13 protein-coding genes and 1 tRNA gene are annotated in these 14,921 nt (G+C 62.1%); 5 read left to right on the top strand and 9 right to left on the bottom strand.

Annotated elements, in window-relative coordinates; translation table 11 throughout:
* Positions 1-10: 10 nt before the first annotated feature.
* Positions 11-931 carry an ABC transporter permease gene (locus KF827_RS16620; RefSeq protein WP_291007748.1) on the top strand — a complete coding sequence of 307 codons (921 nt, stop codon included), beginning with the start codon at positions 11-13 and terminating at the stop codon, positions 929-931.
* Positions 932-980: 49 nt separating this feature from the next.
* Here the strand turns inward: KF827_RS16620 and KF827_RS16625 are convergent, their stop codons facing one another.
* A complete protein-coding gene (locus KF827_RS16625) occupies positions 981-1,751 on the bottom strand; it encodes a hypothetical protein (protein WP_291007750.1) in 771 nt (256 codons plus the stop codon).
* 141 nt (positions 1,752-1,892) lie between these two features.
* Here KF827_RS16625 and KF827_RS16630 point away from each other — a divergent pair, with 141 nt between their 5' ends.
* Positions 1,893-2,375, top strand: a complete 483-nt coding sequence (locus tag KF827_RS16630; RefSeq protein ID WP_291007752.1) for a response regulator — start codon at positions 1,893-1,895, stop codon at positions 2,373-2,375.
* Between the two features lie 101 nt (positions 2,376-2,476).
* Entirely contained in the window at positions 2,477-4,138 is a 1,662-nt protein-coding gene (locus tag KF827_RS16635) for an adenylate/guanylate cyclase domain-containing protein (RefSeq protein ID WP_291007754.1), read from the top strand.
* A gap of 43 nt (positions 4,139-4,181) precedes the next feature.
* Here KF827_RS16635 and KF827_RS16640 read toward each other — a convergent pair whose 3' ends face one another.
* Positions 4,182-4,469, bottom strand: coding sequence for a hypothetical protein (locus tag KF827_RS16640; RefSeq protein WP_291007756.1), 288 nt, complete (start codon positions 4,467-4,469; stop codon positions 4,182-4,184).
* Between the two features lie 430 nt (positions 4,470-4,899).
* Here KF827_RS16640 and KF827_RS16645 point away from each other — a divergent pair, with 430 nt between their 5' ends.
* A complete protein-coding gene (locus KF827_RS16645) occupies positions 4,900-5,763 on the top strand; it encodes an MBL fold metallo-hydrolase (protein ID WP_291007758.1) in 864 nt (287 codons plus the stop codon).
* Between the two features lie 27 nt (positions 5,764-5,790).
* Here the strand turns inward: KF827_RS16645 and KF827_RS16650 are convergent, their stop codons facing one another.
* The gene (locus tag KF827_RS16650; protein ID WP_291007760.1) at positions 5,791-7,287 is read right to left on the bottom strand and encodes a diguanylate cyclase; all 1,497 of its coding nucleotides are present in this window, start codon (positions 7,285-7,287) and stop codon (positions 5,791-5,793) included.
* Between the two features lie 183 nt (positions 7,288-7,470).
* Between KF827_RS16650 and KF827_RS16655 the strand changes: the two genes are divergently transcribed.
* A tRNA-Ser gene (locus tag KF827_RS16655) sits at positions 7,471-7,560 on the top strand.
* A 64-nt stretch (positions 7,561-7,624) separates the two neighbouring features.
* Here KF827_RS16655 and KF827_RS16660 read toward each other — a convergent pair.
* From KF827_RS16660 to KF827_RS16685, 6 genes are all read right to left on the bottom strand, one after another.
* Positions 7,625-9,691: an HlyD family efflux transporter periplasmic adaptor subunit gene (locus tag KF827_RS16660; RefSeq protein WP_291007762.1), complete on the bottom strand. Its 2,067-nt coding sequence runs from the start codon at positions 9,689-9,691 to the stop codon at positions 7,625-7,627.
* Positions 9,692-9,693: 2 nt separating this feature from the next.
* Positions 9,694-11,064: an HlyD family efflux transporter periplasmic adaptor subunit gene (locus KF827_RS16665; protein ID WP_291007764.1), complete on the bottom strand. Its 1,371-nt coding sequence runs from the start codon at positions 11,062-11,064 to the stop codon at positions 9,694-9,696.
* A gap of 24 nt (positions 11,065-11,088) precedes the next feature.
* The gene (locus KF827_RS16670; RefSeq protein ID WP_291007766.1) at positions 11,089-11,916 is read right to left on the bottom strand and encodes an efflux RND transporter periplasmic adaptor subunit; all 828 of its coding nucleotides are present in this window, start codon (positions 11,914-11,916) and stop codon (positions 11,089-11,091) included.
* On the bottom strand, positions 11,913-12,884 hold the full coding sequence (locus KF827_RS16675) for a TAXI family TRAP transporter solute-binding subunit (protein WP_291007768.1): 972 nt from the start codon (positions 12,882-12,884) through the stop codon (positions 11,913-11,915). Before KF827_RS16675 ends, KF827_RS16670 begins: the two co-directional genes overlap by 4 nt.
* A 2-nt stretch (positions 12,885-12,886) precedes the next feature.
* Positions 12,887-14,383: a TolC family protein gene (locus tag KF827_RS16680; protein ID WP_291007770.1), complete on the bottom strand. Its 1,497-nt coding sequence runs from the start codon at positions 14,381-14,383 to the stop codon at positions 12,887-12,889.
* A gap of 99 nt (positions 14,384-14,482) precedes the next feature.
* On the bottom strand, positions 14,483-14,921 hold a 439-nt coding region (locus KF827_RS16685; RefSeq protein ID WP_291007772.1), incomplete at its 5' end, for a hypothetical protein.

Raw genomic sequence — 14,921 nt, forward strand, 5'->3', positions numbered from 1 at the left:
GGGCAAGCCGATGGATGAAAACCTCGCCGTCTTCATCGCCTCTACCTTGCGGCTGGCGATGCCGCTGATCCTGGCCGCAGCCGGCGAATTGGTGAGCGAACGCGCCGGCGTGCTGAATCTCAGCCTGGAAGGCATGATGCTGACAGCGGCGTTTTTCGGCGCGCTGGGCTCCTGGGCCACCGGCTCGCCGGTGCTGGGCATCCTTTGCGCCGTGCTGGCCTCTTTCGTGGTGTCTGTGGTGCAGGCGGTGTTGAGCGTGCATTGGCGCGCCAACCAGCTGGTGGTGGGCATCGGTTTCAACATCCTGGCGCTAGGCGCCACCACCCTGCTGTACCGCATCATCTTCGGCGGCCTTTCGCGCGAGGAGATTCCCGGCCTGGCCAAGCTGGCGATACCGGGCGTGAGCGACCTGCCCTTCATCGGGCCGGCCTTGCTGCAGCAATCGGTGCTGGTCTATTTCGGCCTGGCCTGCGTTGTGCTGATCTGGTGGATGCTGAAAAGCACCGCCTTCGGACTGAGCATCCGTGCCGTGGGCGACGATCCGCGCGCCGCCGACAAGGCCGGCATTCCGGTGGCACGCATCCGCTTTCAGGCCGTGCTGATTGCCGGCGTGATGGCTGGGCTGGCCGGCTCGTTCCTGTCGGTGGCCGATATCAACACCTTCACCGAAAACATGACCAACGGCGCCGGCTATCTGGCGATTGCGGCCGTGATCTTCGGCGGCTGGACGGTATGGCGCACATTGGGCGCCTGCCTGTTGTTTGGCGCCGCCACCGCATTGCAATTCCAGCTGCCGGCCATCGGCATCGAAATGCCCACCGCGCTGCTGCTGATGCTGCCTTATCTGCTGGCGTTACTTGCGGTGGCCGGCGTGGTAGGCCGGCGCGATCCGCCCACCGCGCTTACCCTGCCGTTCATCCGGGGGAAATGAGGCACCCAAGCCAGCAGGGTCAATCCCAGCCGGTTCAATCCCAGCCGGATCAATCGGCAGGCTTCACCCGGGTCATTTCCATCAGGAAATCGCCGACCATGGCAATGGGCTCCTCGCCCACCACTTCCACGAACAGGGCCTTGTCTTCGCCCTGCAAATCCCGCAACGGACGGATCAGGCTGTCGAAGAACAGGAAGAATTCGCGTGGACCGAAGGGCATCGCCTCGCCATCGAAATTGCCTTGCACATACACCGTGCTGGACAAGGCGGTGTTGGTGGGGTCGTGCTGCATCACCTTCATCACCCAGTCACGCCGCGCTTCAAACACCTTGAAGGCACGCACCACCCGGGCCATCACCTGGTAATAGATGCGCTTCATGCGGGGATCAGCGTAGAAAGCGTCCCAGGTTTCCAGTTCGCCCCTGGCCCGGTATTCCTCGGCCACGGCATTGGCCTCATCGGCAAAGGCCTCCACCCGGTCGCCGAACAGCGAGCGGACGAAGAAAAAGAAATTGCCGATCAGCCGGCGATCCAACCGCCCGGCCTCGAAATGGTCGCTCAGCGGATGCACCACCAGGCGGCCGAAGGCATTGATGCGGGTGGTGCGGTGGCTATCGTCCTCGGCCACGCGCTGCAATTCGTCGAAGGAGGCGCGGTAGAAATGGTCCAGGTCGGTGGAGGCCTTGGTGGCATCCACAATGCGGGCGAGGTCGTCGGGATGCAGCGGCTTGTCGGCATAGCCTTCGCGCACCGCCTGCAACAGGGCATCCAGCACCATGTTGGCGGTTTTCCGCATATACTCCGGGCCACGCTGGAACATACCCTTCCCTCAAATCATGAATCGACCACTAGCGGTTGGTAGAATACGGTTCGGGGGCTGGATATGCGAGGCAAATCTTGAATTTGCCCGCGCGAAGGCACACACTCGCAAAGCGAATTATCGCCAGAAACGGAGCCGAGCGTGAGCCAAAGGCCGCCCCTGAACGACGGCACCCGCCTGCCGGTGGATATCCGGTTGCGGCGTATCCTGCTGGTGGACGACGATCTGCTTTCGCGCCGGATGGCGCTGCGGCTGCTGGAGCAGTTTTCCTTCACCGAGGTGATCGAGGCCACCAACGGCTCGGAAGCGTTGGACGTGCTGGCCAATTCCGCCTTTCCCATCGACCTGCTGATCGTGGATCTGATCATGCCGGTGATGGATGGCTTCGACTTCATCGAGCAGGTGCGGCTTGGGATGAAAGTGCCCGATCCCCGGGTGCCGATCATCGTGATGTCGGGCCGGGCGGATCCAGAAACCCTGCAACGGGTGAAGAAACTTGGCATCAACGGCTTTGTCACCAAGCCGCCCCAGTCGCGCAATTTCTTTGAACGCATCGTCACCGCCATGCGTTCGGCCCAGGCACAGGCCCGGGCGAATGAACCTCAGCCGCGAAAAATGACGTAATAAATAATATAAAACAGAGCGTTATATGATGTTTTTGATTGTTCGCATTACGCCGCATTGCGCGATTGAGTTACAACCATGCTCAACCTAATATCCACCCCATGAGCGACGTAATCTACGATGTATACACCTTCACCGATTATCGCTGGCAATTGGTGAAGCAATTCCAGGGGCGCCACCAGAAGCAGGCCGCCATAGATTTTGCCGAGCATGTCTACCGCGAAAAACACATCATCGCCTTCCGGGTGATCGAGGAAACCCACGATGCCGAAAGCGGAGAAATCCGTGAGCGTAAAATCCTTAACCGGAAGAAAGTAGACCAACTTCCCAACAAAAAACCGCCCGCGCCGAAGCTGGCCGCCAGAACGGCGCAGCCGCGCAGCACCAGCGCCAGCGCGGCAGCCGCCAGCGATGGCCCAACCACCACCGCTGAAGCCGCGCCGCTCAGCAGCCGGGGCAAGCAGGCCATCATGATGCTGCTGGCTGCCATGGCGCTTGGTGCGGTGGCGTTGCTTTTTGTGCTGCTGGACATGATGGGCACCGTCACCCTTGGCAAAGGCACCCTCGGCAGCATGGGCGTAGCCTTCGCCGTGGCTGCCACCGCCGGCCTGGCCTTGCTGGCCACCGCGCCCGATGAACGCGGCATGATCATGCGGGTGCTGAGCCAGTTGCTCAGCGAACGTGAAACCGGCCCCAGCCAGGCGGCCGCGCCCCCCGCACAGCCGGCAGCCGCGCCGCAACCGCAACAGCCGGCATTGGAACCGGAATTCGAACCGCTGGAACCCGACGCGCCGGCCCAACCCGACCTGGTGCATCTGGATGCCGACGACCCGGATTCCGCCGTGACGCCGGAGCGCCATGCCAGCCTGCTGGGCGTGGTGAACGGCTTCGTCACCCTGGCACGCGGCTGGATCGCCAAGCTGTTGCAAACCCCTGGCGCCGCCGAAGAGAACCGGCTGACCCGGCATATGAGCTTCGGCATCCATCTGTTTCTGGCCGGCTTGTGCGAACAGGCCGCCAAGCTGAAGCAATGGGCGCTGCATGAACAGAAATTCGTGTTGGCGGAAAGCCTGGGCCAGGTGTTTGGCGATGCGCCCAGTGCGCGCCGCTTTGCCGGCAATTTCCAGGAATATCTCGCCGAGCCGCGCTACATGGAAATGTATCAGTCTGGCCTGAGCTGGAACGGCCAGCTTGAGGATGGCATGCCGGCAGGCCCGGCCCTGGTGGAGCGCTGGGTCAACAAGACCGACGGCAAGCCGGTGGACAACGTGACCGTGATGTTCACCGACATCATCGGTTCCACCGAATTCACCCAGCGCCATGGCGACAAGCTGCAGATGGAACTGGTGCAGGCGCATGACCGTATCGTGCGGCAGGCCGTGGAGGATCATCGCGGCCGTTGGGTGAAGCATACCGGCGATGGCGCCATGCTGGCTTTCCAATCGCCGTTGGAGGCCGTGCGCGCCGCCGTGCAGATCCAGAGCGAGGTGCGTGTGCATAACGAGATCATGCCGCTGCTGCCGCTGAAGCTGCGGGTGGGCCTGTCCACCGGCAAGCCGATCAAGGCGGGCGAGGATCTGTTCGGCTCAACCGTGCAGCTGGCCGCGCGGGTTTGCGCGTTGGCCGATGTGGGGCAGATCGTGGTGTCGGAAGCCGTAACCTCCGCCTGCCAGGGCGCAGGCTTCAGCTTCGTGCATATGGGCAGCCGCAGCCTGAAGGGCTTCCCCGAGGCGCAGACGGTTTACGGCATCAATCTGGGATAGGCTACTTGCGGCGCGGTTATCGCCTGGCGGCCTTGCGGCGCAGCTATCGCTTGGCGGCCTTGCGGCCTTCGAGCGACTGGATCAGCTGCTCGCAGCGCACTTCGATATCATAGGCGACCTGGCGGCTGAAATTCTTGGCCTGGGCTTCTCGCAACCCGTCGTTGATACAGTCGCTGCGCGTCGGGATCACCAGCTCGATCTGGCTACCTTTGGATCGCCCGCCCTGACCACCCTCCGACATGGCAAAGAAACCGACTGCGCCAGCCATACCGGCTGCCGTCAGTCCACTGCCGGCAATCAATGCCGCGACTTGCAGCGTACTCAAAGCCATCACGCACCCCTACCACCTCAAGTTACTATCGGGAGCATAAAGTCATCCACGGGGGCGGAGTCAAGCACGTCATTTTTTATCACTTTTCAATCGCTTAGCGTCTTAATTTGAGTCATTTGAATGTTGCATAAGATCCGGTCACCCCGATCAATAATCAGACAAAATAATAACCAGTGGATGCATCGTCAGCATCGAAGCCAGATGCCGCATACAGCGTCGGCAAAGCGTAAAAACAGCATCAAAACACTATAGGCAGCATCCGTATTGGCTCCCCCCCCCCAGACGCCTGGCTTGCCGCAGGCCCAGCAACAACCAGCAATAGGATTGACGGCTGATCAGGCCAGGTTTGCCGGCAGGGATGCTCCGCTCACCGCTTTTTCATCGATAAGCGGAATGAAACTTGCCTAGTATGCATGAGCAGGAGATCGCCATGACGCCATACCGGAATCGTCTGTCCCTCGTGTTTTCCCTCGTGTTTCTGATTGGCGTATGGATACCTGGCCCGGCCTGGGCGGCCTGCCTGGGCGCCGTGGCGCAGAACCCGCTTTACTGGCCTGCCCTTCCGCCTGCCCAGGAAAAGGCGAAACCGCAACTGGCCGGGCTAAGCCTTGCCCAGGCGCAACCGGCGCCTCGGGGCGGCGAAGTGCTGTTGCGTTTTGTCGGCCATGCCACCTTCTGGATTCAAACCCCGGGCGGCGCCACGGCGGCCACCGATTACAACGATTATATGCGCCCGCCCGCTGTGCCAGACATTGCCACCATGAACCATGCCCATTCCACGCATTTCACCGATGCGCCCGATCCGGCAATCAAGCATGTGCTGCGTGGCTGGCCCTATATGGGCAAACCGGCGCGCCATAATCTGAGCTACAAGGATATGCGGGTGCGCAATGTGCCCACCAATATCCGCCGCTGGGGCGCCAACGATACGGAATACGACGGCAACTCGATTTTCATTTTCGAAGCCGCCGATATCTGCATCGTGCATCTAGGCCATCTGCATCACACCCTCACGCCAGGCCATCTGGCCGATATCGGCCAATCGGATGTGGTGCTTGTGCCGGTGGATGGCGGCTATACCCTCAATCAGGTGCAGATGCGCGATGTTATCCTGCAACTGAAGCCGTCGCTGGTGGTGCCGATGCATTATTTCAGCGAAAGCACCCTGGAGCGTTTCCTCAGCCTGCTGCGCGAAAGCCATGAAATCACGCTGAGCCAGGAAAGCAGCATCATGCTGCGCCGCGAAACCCTGCCGAAGAAGCCCACCGTGGTTGTGCTGCCCGGCCCGCACTAATGCGGTTCAGCAAGCTGATCGGTTCGATCAAGCTGAAGGGCTTGCCGGCGGACCTTCATGCTCGGCATCGGCTTCTGCGGCCACGCGCACGCTGTTGCGGCCGGCCAATTTGGCGGCATAAAGCGCGGCATCGGCACGGCTGAGCAGGCGATCCACATTGTCGCCGCTGCAATACGGCGCGATGCCGATGCTCACCGTGGCATTCACATGCTTGCCATCGCCGCCGAACTCGGCTTCCTCGATCACCGCACGGATGGTTTCCGCGATGCGTTCCGCATTCACCAGGTCGCAATCGCGCAGCAGCACCAGAAATTCATCGCCGCCCCAGCGGCAGACGATATCGGAAGCGCGCAGCGAAGCCCGCATGGCCTGCGCCACCCCGCGCAGCACGCGGTCGCCCTGCAGATGGCCGTAGGTATCGTTCACCAGCTTGAAACGGTCCACATCCAGCATCACCGCTGAAACCGGGCGATTGCGGCGCTGGGCATCCTTGAGCGCCTGGGCCATCAGCATGTCGTAGGCATTGCGGCTGACCAGCCCGGTGAGCCGGTCGGTGGTCGCCATCTCCTCCAACCGGCCTTGATAGCGCGAGATCACCATGCGGGCGCCGATCAGCACCAGCACGGTAATGATGGCGCTGATCAACAGGTTCAGATACAGCGTTTCGCGCACATCGCTCAGCGCGGCATCATCTGATTTCTCGACAAACAGATACCAGCCGAGCTCGCTGATGAAACGGGTGGAGAGCAGTCGCTCCTCGCCGCGATAGGTGTATTGGAAGCTTTGCGCCAGCTCCTCGCTCAATTGCGGCAGGATGCTGCCCAGATTGCCGCGATTGGTGATGCTGTGTTCCGGCACGCTGCCATCGCGCCCCACCATGGCCATCACGCCCTGGCGATCGACGAAATACACCGTGCGCTGGAAGCGGCGCTGATAATCGTCGATCATGCGGCGCACGGCATCCACCGTAAGCCCCACGCCGGTCACGCCCAGAAAGCCGCCCTGCTGATCGGCGAGGCGATAATTGATGAAGATGGTCAGCGTGTCCCGATTGGCTTCGTCGGGATCGAGATTGATCTCGTATTCCGCCTTCATGTCACGCACGCGGAAATACCACACATCGCGCGGATCGTTCTCGCGCACCGTCTTCAGCACGCCATCGGCGAAATAGTAGTTGCGGCTGCGCTCGGAGACGAAAAAGCTGGTGATGGTGTTGTAGCGCAGCTTGATCTCGGAGAGATACCGGGTGATGGCGCCCTGCTCCAATTCGCCATCCTGCACCCAGTCGCGCAGGAAAGTGTCGTTGGCCATCAGCGACGAGATCAGCACCGGCCGCAGCAGGTCGCGCTGGATTTCGGAATATATATTGTCGGCGGTCAGCGGCAGCTCGGTCTGGCCGATGGCATCACGCAACGAACGGCGAGACACGTGATAGCTGGCCAGGCTGGTCAGCAGGAACCCCGCAACCAGCAGCACGCTTACTGCCACTATCACCACACGCTTATTGTAAAGACGAGTCGCCATATACCCCCTCGATGGGGACACTATTCACGCAGCCCACGGGAAAAGAAAGACCAAGGCTGCATAGTATTTTTGTGCACACAACTATTAGTTGATGTTGTGAACCCGCCCGACCAGTTGACCGTCCCCTCCCGGCGCCGTATCAAGCCACTGCGGCAAGGCATCCGTAAGGATGCCGCCCGCCAAGGACAGGTGGCCGAGTGGTTTAAGGCAGCGGTCTTGAAAACCGCCGTGCCCGGAAGGGTACCGTGAGTTCGAATCTCACCCTGTCCGCCATCAAACAATTGATATTACTTATTTATTATCTACCCACCGCTTCGCCGCGCGGCAAGCGCCGCCCTCAGATTGCGGCTTCCTTGCGCAATTGCGCCAGCAATTGCACCAGGCCCTGGCCGAGCCAGGAGCGTGCCTCGGCCTTCAGCACTACATGGCCTTGCAGCACATGGGGAAAATCCGCCTGTCCGCCACCCAGCGGCCGCACGCCGAGATGCACCCGGTAATAGGCCCGCAGCGGCTCCACGGCGCCATTGGGTTTGCTGCGCGCCTGAAGCGGTCCGCCATGGATGGACAGCAGATAAGGCGCATCGAATTCGCGCAAGGCGGCAGCGTCGATACCGACGATCCGCACCGGAATGGCCGGCCGGCTGCCATCGGATGCAACGAAATAGCCCTCGCCGCCAGGCCGCAGCCTTTCGGCATCGGCCTCCGACACGAAGGCCTGGCCTTGCCATTCCATTCCGTCGGTCAAGGTGAACAGCGCATCGCCCTCGCCCACCCATTGCCCTGGCGCCAGATCGGGCAGCACATCGCGCACCACGCCATCGAAAGCCGCCGTCAGCTTACTGCGCTCGGCCTGCCGACGCAGCGAATGCAACCGCGCCATGGTGGCTTCCAGATCGGCTTCGATCACGCCGCTGCGTTTCAGCCAGGGCGGCGCCAGGCCCTGCATTTCCAATTGCCAGCGCAGCATGGTGGCATTGCGTTCGGCCAGTTCCAGCTCCAGTTCGGCATCCTCGGCGATGATGCTGAGCAGCGGCATGTCGCGGCTGACCGCGCGGCCATTTTCCACCGCCATGCTGCCCACCCGGCCGGAAACAGGCGCATATACCACGCTCACTTCGCCTGAGCGCAGATAGGCCGGCAGCGACAGGCCACGATCCACCGGCAGCGCCAGTAGAGACGCCATGCCGATCAGAATGCCAAGGCTGAGCCAGGCGCGCGGGCTGGGCAGGATGCGCGGCAATAGCGGTCGCAGTTGTGCAATCTCCCTGGTGATCGGCTTGATCGCGTAAAGCCAGAGCTGCCAGGCGAATAACAGCGCCCCCAAGAGTTTGAAGAAAAAGCTGTAAACATAGGCTGCGATCGTCAGGGTAAGAACCAGGCGATACAGCCAGGCGCCGATGGCATAAGCCACCATCAGGCTGCTGGGCCGCTCGGGCGGCGGATCGCCGATAGCGAACAGCCATTCGCGCAAGCGCCAGCGCGCCATGGCAGTAGCACGCTCCTGCAAATTCTCGATGCCCAGCCAATCCGACATCAGATAATAGCCATCAAACCGCATCAGCGGATTGAGGTTGACCGCGAAGGTGAGCAGCAGGCTGGTGGTGCTGATCATGAAGCAGATATCTTTCAGCCAGCCTTCCGGCAAAGCCGACCAGGCCAGCAGCGCCAGAATCGCCACGGCGATTTCCGCCTTCATGCCCGCCACGTCGATCTCCACCCGCGCCATGCGCGAGCGCAGCCGCCAAGCATCGGTGGTATCGGTATAGAGGATCGGCCAAAACACGATGAAGGCAACGCCCATCACCGGCACCCGGCAGCCATGATGCTTGGCGGTATAGGCATGGCCGAGTTCGTGCACCATCTTCACCAACGCCAATGCGCCGAAATACAGCAGCAGGCCGCTGGGCGTGAAATTGGCTATCGCCGTAGCCAGAAACAGATCCAGACGCGGCAGCATCATCGCCAGGCCGATCAGGCCCAGCGCCAGCATCAGGTATTTCATGCGCGGATCGAACCACCAGCGCAAATAGCCTTGGGTGGCATCCAGAAAGGCATCGGGCCGCACCAGCGGCAGGCGCATCGAGAGATAGCTGCGCGATAGCCAGGAAAACCAGCCGGGCGTCTGGTCCTGCCGGGCCTTGATCAGCCGCTGCCGGTTGGCATCGCCGTCGCCCTGCAGCAGGTTATGCTGCTGCAGATAGGCCAGGAAGGCCTCGGCTTGTTTCGCATCCACGCCGCCGCCAGCCGCCGGATCGGGCCGCGTCATCTGCTCCAGCATTGCAATCTCGGCGGCACCGAAGCGGAAGAAACGATTTTGTGCCGGGTCGTGCAGCACCCAGGCCGGCCTTCCGGTGCGGTCGGGCTCCACCGGCAGCAGGCTGAGATCCTGGCGCAGCGCGATCATGGCTAGAAGCCCAGCATTTCGCGCGCGGCTGCCAGCGGCCGGCGCAGCAGGTAATAGCCCAGCGATACGGTTTCACCATACAGCTTGGCAGTGCCGCGCAATCCGATCCGCGGAATATCGGCGGGTGTATCGAACCGCGCCGTGCCGCGAAAGGCCAGGATGCCGGCGGGCGAATTGGCGGCCTGATAGCCGATGTAATTCAGCCTGGCCGCACGCGGCGCGCCGGGCTCCACGTTCAGGAAAAAATCCACCGGTGCGCCATCGGCCAGAACGATGCTGTCCGCCGCCGCGATCCAGAATTCGATTTCGGCCCGGCCCGGATCGGCCACGCTCAATATCCGTTCGCCTACGCGCACCGGTCGACCGCGCAGGCCATCGGCATCGGCGATGATGGCGATGCCATCGCGGTCGGCCCGCACCTCCACGCGTTCCAGCATGCGTTCGGCCTGGGTCACTTCGGCACGGCGTTGTTCGATCCGCTCACGCAGGATGGTGAGATTGGCCTGCGCCTCACGGCTGGTGATGGCAGCCTGCTGGTTCAGCCGGTATTCCGCCTGCGCCAGTTCCAGGCCATGGCGCACCACATCCAGCTTTGCGCGGATTTCGCGGTCCTCGAAGCGCACCAGAAGGTCGCCGGTCTTCACCGCCGCATTGGGCTGCACGGCCACCTCTTCGATAATAGCGTTCAACGGCGCGCGCACCACCAGCGGCTGGTAGGCAATCACCTCAGCCGGTGCCTGCACATTCAACTGCACCGGCACCAGCAATGCCAGAAGCAACAATGCAAGCACCGCCAGGCCCAGACGCATGCCATTGGCGCGCAGCCAGAACCAGACCCGCATCGGCCAGGCTTCATGCGCCGCCGCAGCATCCATGGCAAGGCCGGCCACTTCGGCCCAATTGGCCAGCAGCCGAATATCACGTTCGGCCCAGGGCTGTTCGCGCGCCAGCAGCAGGCCGCCGATGGGCCGGCCGCCTGCGCCGCGCACCGGCAGCCATAGCGCCTGCGGCGGCAGATGCTCCGGCCAGGCGCGCCGTAATGCTTCCGGTGCATCCTGTGCCGTTAAACTCTTTTCCGCGGTACGGCTCTGGCGCGACAGATGCCGGCAAAGCCTGGCAACCCATTGCCCATAGGGCGCATCGCGCGCCGGCACGGGCACGCCCGACAAGGCCTCGATCCGGCCCTGCCGCCTGCCGCCATGCAGCCACAGCACGGCATTGCGATAAGGCGTCAGAAGCTGGCTGTCATTGGTGAGCAGATAGCCGATCTCGGCGCTGCCGGCCGCCGCCTGCACCTTGCGCTGCAGAGTAAGCAGCGTTGCCAGGCGCTTCAGTGCATCGCCATCGGGGTTGGCGGTATCCGTTGCTGGCATGGCGGTTTGCTCGGCCATGAGATGCTAATTGCCACGCCGAAACTGTGCCTGCCCGCTCATGCCGGGCAATAGATCCTTCTGTTCGCCATTCACCCGGCCTAACAGCCGGATAGTCTGGCTCACCGGGTCTACCCGCCCGCCGATACGATCCACCACCGCATTCACCGGCCGGCCCAGTTCATCCACCGTGACGCTGAAAGCAGCCCCCACGCGCAGCCATTCCAGCCAGCGCGACGGCACGATCAATTCGATTTCCAGGTTGGATGTATCGAACAATTCCAACAGCGGGTCGCCTTCGCGCACGAATTGGTGGGCGCGCGCCTGCTGTTCAGCGACGATGCCAGCAAAAGGTGCCCGGATTTCGCACTTGCGCAAGGTTACGTCGATGGCCGCCAATTCAGCCAGGGCCTGCCCCTCTTCGGCTTTCGCCAATTCCACTTCCAGCAAACTGGAAAGGCTGAGTTGCGTCAGCCTTTCATTCACCTGCACCTTGGTGCGCACACCGGCCAGCCTGGCCTCCACTACCTTTTTTCCCGCCTGCTGGCTGGAACAATCCATCACCGCGATCAACGCGCCCTGGGCCAGGCGCTCGCCCTCGCGCACCGGCATGCGATTGATCAAACCGGGCAACGGCGCGGCAATGGTGGCGAATGTGCGGGCCCGCAATTGCGCCCGCACCATCAACCCGGCTGCCTGGACTTCAGCTGCGGCAAGCATGCCTCCCGGCAGCGGCTTGCCAGGCAGGCCATCGCCAGCCTGCCCCATCGCAGGCCCTGCAAGCAGCAACGCGGCCACCAGCGACAGGCTGGCGGCCGCGCGGCAAAAACCGGCGGATATCGGGCGAAGGGTCATCGCAGCAAACGTGCTTCCCGCAAAAAGCGCTCGGCGCCGGGATGGCGCGGCAGATTATCCGGCGCCTCTACCAGGCTTTCCGGAGTAATCGCGCGGAAAGCCTGATGCTGGCGTTTGAAGGTTTCCAACTGCCCGGCAATCTGGCGGGTGAAACGATACACCAGTTCATCGGGCTGATTAGCCGTGGTGAGGATCAGCGCGCGCACGCCCACGGTTTGGATATCGTTGCTCTGGCCACGATAAACATCGTGGCCGATGGTCATCGGCTTCAGATAGGGATTGGCCTGCTGCAACGCTGTGCGCGTGGCATCATCCAGGCTGAGCAGCATGCCTCCGCAGGCCATGGTGGATTCCGACACATAGCCGCTGGGCGGCGCCGAGACGAACAATGCTGCATCCAGTTCGCCGGTGCAAAGCATGCGCGATTGCTGGCCCGAGGTGAGCGCCGGCACATCGCTCACGTCGCTGGTGGCAATATTCAGCGCCGCAAACAATTGCTGTGCAGTGGCGCGCTGGCCCGACCCGACAGGGCCGATCGCAATACGCTTGCCCTTCAGATCCTTGCCGGACTGGATATCGCTGGCGCGGTTGACCACGATGGTAAGCGCCTCCTGCGGCCCCGCCATCACCAAGCGCAACGCAGACGGCGTGCCGGCTGCACGCTGTTCCAGGATTTCGCGGCCGAGCACATCGGCCTGCACCAGCGCGAATTCCACGCGGCCTTGCTTCAGGCGCTGGATATTATCCACCGAACCGGCGGTGTTCTGCACCAGGCAGCGCGTGGTGGAAAGCGCGGCCTCGGCATTCCACAAACGGCAGGCGGAAACGCCATAGGGGTAATACACCCCGCCATAGCTGCCGGTGCCGATACGGAACACCTTGTCGGGCTGGGGTAGCTTGTCGTCGATGGCACAGCCGGCCAAGGCCAGGATAGCAGCGCAAGCGGAAAGAATGCGGCGGGTGTTCATGATCACTTCTTCCCTTCGCGCTCGATGGACAGATCCAACATCACAGGATTGGGGAATTCGCCCCGCTCCCATGGCGTCATGCTCTGTTTGATCGACGCGGCCAATGTCTTGACTGGCAATGAACGGAAATCCGCCGGCACTGGGTTGAGGCTCAAGCTGAGAAAAATCTGCCCCAGCGCATCCTGTGCGTTGGCATAATTCTCGAACCTGCGCAATTGCGCGCGCAGGGCCGAAACTTCATTGCGGATACGCTCGATACGCGCGCCGGCATCGGCCGATGCGCTGGCCTTGCTAAGCCCGGCAATCTCGATTTCGATCTTCTCGATCTCTTCGCTGCGGCGCAACTGCGACACCATATCCACATAACGGCGCCATGACAGATGCAGACGGCTGACCACGGCCATGTTGATTGCAAGGCGGCGCGTGTTGGCCAGGTTTTCGCGCGCCTCGGCCAGATCCATCTGAGCCGGCACGGTGAATACCCGGAAGATATTCCAGGTCACCCGCGAACCCATTTCCATCCAGTTCTGATAGGTGAGGAAGGAATTGGTGTCGGTGTTGTGCGACGCATAGAATTCCAAGCCCGGCAACAACCGCAGCATGGCCTTGCGCACTTCGGCCACCTCTACCCGGCGCGTATAGACCATCTCCTCCACATCCACCGAATTCTGCAAGGCAACCTGCTCAAGCTGCTCGATGGCCACGCCCAGTGGGGCCAATGGCGCAAGCGTCTTGGGCAGGTCGAGGCGCAATTCGGTGGTGGGATCGAGATTGAGCAGGCTCTTCAATTCTATTTCGGACGCACCCAGTGCCTGATCCAGCGCCTCCAACTGGCCTAGCAGATCAAGCAGAGTGCGCTTGAATTGCAGGGTGGAGGTGGGGTTTTGCATCCGCTCGTTCTGCGCCTTGTCCAGGTCGCGCATGGCCTGACGCACATCCAGCGAGATGCGATTGATATCGCCGCGCAATTCCTGCGCCGCACCGGCTCGCCAAAAGGCCGTGCGGGTCTGCTGCACCAGGCGCAGCATGGCCTTCTTCTGGCGCGTGCGTGCAATCAGATAGATATTGGCGGTCTGCACGGATTGGAAATAGCTGACGCCGAAATCCAGGATGTTCCAAGACAGCTTCACATCGCTGGTAAACCGGTCGCGGTCAGACGAATAGGATGGTTCCAACGATTGCCGCTGGGTTTCAAGCGAACGGCTGGATGAAGCGCTGAAATTATCGCGACTTACAAAGCCGGCATTGGCCGCAAGCACCGGCAGCATGTCGTAGCGCGCCAGATTGGCCTGCCCCATGGCAAGCGCCTCTTCCATCATGCGGGTGCGATGATCGAGATTATAGGCGACGGCACGCGCCACGGCTTCGTCCAGCGTAACCGGGCCATCCAGCGGTTCCTGGTTGGCATCGATCACCTGACGATCAAGGCTAACCATCGCGGCCACATCCTGCTTGGAAACCGTTACCGGTTCCACCGCGCAGCCCGCCAATACCAGCATCAAGGCAGAAATCGGTAAGACCCGCCAAGCCATTTGTTTTTTTATCGCCATCGACTCTAACCCTGTATTCCTTGGCTTGAATGCGTTCGATCTCATGTCTTAAGCCGCCTGATCGCGTAGCGCCGACAGCAATGCATCGCGCTGGGCCTGGAATAATCCCGGCCCGGTCTGGCGCAATTGATCGGCCAATGCCAGCTTGCCTGCCGGCTGAGCGATGGAAGCATCCTGATCGGCCGGCGCTGTTTGCTGGCCCTGGGGACCCTGCCCCTGGGGAGCCTGGCCCTGGGGCTGTGCCGCGGGTTGCTGGCCTTGTCCTGGCTGCGCCTGCTGGCCTTCCGGATTGGGCTGGCCGGCGGAAGAGCCTTCGGTATTGGAAACGATGATGCGGAAATCCGCCGAGGCTTCGTTGCCCTGGGTATCGCGCCCCACCACCTTCACATCCACGGCTTCCACGCCCTGCTGCCTGGCCTGCTCGGCATTGACCTGGAATTCGCCGGTCTGCGGATTGAATTGCACGAAGCTGGGCAATTGGCTGCCG

This window comes from Ferrovibrio sp. (assembly GCF_019636075.1).
Taxonomy (GTDB): domain Bacteria; phylum Pseudomonadota; class Alphaproteobacteria; order Ferrovibrionales; family Ferrovibrionaceae; genus Ferrovibrio.

What these genes read in the sequence shown, in the direction of transcription:
- KF827_RS16675 (WP_291007768.1), bottom strand. Translation starts at nt 12,884, where the DNA reads ATGAACACCCGCCGCATTCTTTCCGCTTGCGCTGCTATCCTGGCCTTG.
- KF827_RS16660 (WP_291007762.1), bottom strand. Translation starts at nt 9,691, where the DNA reads ATGATCGCGCTGCGCCAGGATCTCAGCCTGCTGCCGGTGGAGCCCGAC.
- KF827_RS16620 (WP_291007748.1), top strand. Translation starts at nt 11, where the DNA reads ATGGATGAAAACCTCGCCGTCTTCATCGCCTCTACCTTGCGGCTGGCG.
- KF827_RS16650 (WP_291007760.1), bottom strand. Translation starts at nt 7,287, where the DNA reads ATGGCGACTCGTCTTTACAATAAGCGTGTGGTGATAGTGGCAGTAAGC.
- KF827_RS16645 (WP_291007758.1), top strand. Translation starts at nt 4,900, where the DNA reads ATGACGCCATACCGGAATCGTCTGTCCCTCGTGTTTTCCCTCGTGTTT.
- KF827_RS16665 (WP_291007764.1), bottom strand. Translation starts at nt 11,064, where the DNA reads ATGCCAGCAACGGATACCGCCAACCCCGATGGCGATGCACTGAAGCGC.
- KF827_RS16635 (WP_291007754.1), top strand. Translation starts at nt 2,477, where the DNA reads ATGAGCGACGTAATCTACGATGTATACACCTTCACCGATTATCGCTGG.
- KF827_RS16640 (WP_291007756.1), bottom strand. Translation starts at nt 4,469, where the DNA reads ATGGCTTTGAGTACGCTGCAAGTCGCGGCATTGATTGCCGGCAGTGGA.
- KF827_RS16670 (WP_291007766.1), bottom strand. Translation starts at nt 11,916, where the DNA reads ATGACCCTTCGCCCGATATCCGCCGGTTTTTGCCGCGCGGCCGCCAGC.
- KF827_RS16680 (WP_291007770.1), bottom strand. Translation starts at nt 14,383, where the DNA reads ATGCTGGTATTGGCGGGCTGCGCGGTGGAACCGGTAACGGTTTCCAAG.
- KF827_RS16625 (WP_291007750.1), bottom strand. Translation starts at nt 1,751, where the DNA reads ATGTTCCAGCGTGGCCCGGAGTATATGCGGAAAACCGCCAACATGGTG.